This is a genomic window from Candidatus Synechococcus spongiarum SH4 (assembly GCF_000586015.1).
In the GTDB taxonomy this organism is placed as follows: domain Bacteria; phylum Cyanobacteriota; class Cyanobacteriia; order PCC-6307; family Cyanobiaceae; genus Synechococcus_B; species Synechococcus_B spongiarum_F.
In genome coordinates this window covers 1-2003 of record NZ_JENA01000273.1, presented here as the reverse complement: position 1 = coordinate 2003, position 2003 = coordinate 1, and the positions used below count along the sequence as shown (strand labels likewise).

The following is a 2003-nucleotide window of genomic DNA, read 5'->3' as shown; positions in this document are numbered from 1 at the left end:
TTAAGAACAATAGGCACAAGGGATCCTTCGGGTAGAGCCGCCGAGTCAGCAGATACCCGACGACCTACAAACAGTCCATGGACCACCCGGCGATGGCTGATATGGGGGATCAGGGGGTTGGTTGCAAGCACTCCGGCATCATCAGGGATTTTGGCAATGGCTTCCTGCAGAGGCTGGATTCGATCCGCCCGGGAAAGATAGCGACCAAAGAAAGCCTGGGAATGGGATTGCGTTAGCCCTGCCCACCATAGTGCTGCCCAGAGATGGTGGAGGGACTGGAACCGTCTCTGAAGCCTGTCGCCAGCCAGTCCGTCGATGCTGGCCACAACCAAAAGCACCGCCAGTGGTAGAGAATACTGATGCACCACGTCTCGCTGGCTGGACCAGGAGGAGATCATGTTGGCTGCCAGAAGTGGCAGAGTTGCCGCAAGCATCGGCAGGGATCGGAGCCGCCAAGTGATGGCCAAAGGCAATGCGAGCGCCAGGAAATAGCGCACAATGCCAGGCCAATCCAAAGCCCCGAACCAATGAACGGGGTCCAACAGGGCGCTGCGGATGATGTGGCCGATGCCTTCACAGCCACCCTCGCAAAGATGATCGTAGCGGCCCACTCCAGCCACTCCGACGCCGTTATTGAGGATTGGATAGAGACCCGCCGCCAGAAACAGGAGCCACCCCCCCCTAACAGCAGCGCTTCCCCTGCCCAGCGCCAGCGACGGCGTAAGGCCTGCTCCAAGGCCAGGCCCATCACAATCAACGTCAATCCGTCCCGACAGCCCATGGCGGCAAAGAGGGCCATGAGCCAGAGCCAGCGCCGCTCAGCACGGTTGGCCCAAATGGCCAGGGCCAACAGGGGCATGGCCCAGGTTTCCGGGTGGAAGTCAAACAGGTTCACGTTGAACACCACGGGCTGGAGCCACCACAGGCCACAGACCAGCCACCGCTCCCGCACCTTCAAGCCTGCCTGCGCCCCCAGATGCCACAGGGGCCAAGCCGTGAGAATCAACCCCAGCGCCTGGGTGAGGAACAGCCAATGAACGGACGGCGCCAGCCAGTAGAGCGGAGCAATGGCATAGAACATCCAGGCCCCGTGGTCACCCATGTGGTGCAGCCCGGTAAGGGTGGAGCGGGGCTCCAGACCTTGGCTCATTTGCCAGGCCACTTGGTCAAAAATCCCCAGATCCCAGCCGGCGCTATACAGCAGATGGTGCTTGAATGCCGCGAGACTCCAAAACAGGGCAGTCAGAAGGGCTGAGACCAGCCAGAACGCTTTTGGTGGCTTCTGAGATGCGGACGACTGTCCGGAAGTGTCCCTGGAGTTTCCTGATCGTTCAGTCAAGGATGTGAACCACGCAATCGTTTCAATTTTAAGCCACCTCTATCAATACTTCCCGCGCCAACCGGGCAGCCCCACAAGCAGTAGAGGCATGGGGCCGGTTCAGAACGGGGCGCCCCAAGGCATGTTGCCGCAGTTGCCGCCACGTGGGATTCCGGGCGCCGCCCCCCACCGTCAGCACCCGCTGCACCGCCGGAGCGCCCAGAGCCTGCAATCGGGCCCAACCCCGGGCCTCGATGGCGGCGATCCCCTCCAGCAGCCCCTGCAAAAACAAGGCGTCACTTACGGGCCGCGGCTCCAAACAGGGCATCAGTTGGGGAGCATCCACCGGGAATCGCTCACCGGGGGCGGGCAGGGGCAGATACCGGAGGCCCGTGGGATGGCGGGGATCAAGCTGGCGGCTGAGGGTGGCAATGGCGGCATCATCAAAGAACTGGCGCAGCACGCCGCCGCCACTGTTGGATGCCCCACCCGCCAGCCATTGGTTGCCGATGGGGTGGCTGTAGACGCCAGCGCCCTGTAACGGTTCAGGACACAACTGCTTCAGGGCCATGGTGGTCCCCAGAACGGTGACCCCATCGCCAGGCTGGGGATCCACCGCCAGAACGGCGGCATTGCCGTCCGTGGTGCCCGCCGTTACCCGGGCTGTAGCGGGCAGACCCAGCTT

Annotated in this window: 1 protein-coding gene and 1 pseudogene; both read right to left on the bottom strand. The window is 62.6% G+C overall.

Annotated elements, in window-relative coordinates; all coding sequences use genetic code 11:
- A pseudogene (locus tag BG35_RS13780) lies at positions 1–1162 on the bottom strand (DUF2079 domain-containing protein); the annotation flags it as partial.
- A gap of 205 nt (positions 1163–1367) precedes the next feature.
- Positions 1368–2003 (bottom strand): FGGY-family carbohydrate kinase (locus BG35_RS0109605; protein WP_025782651.1); only part of this gene is annotated, 636 nt, incomplete at its 5' end.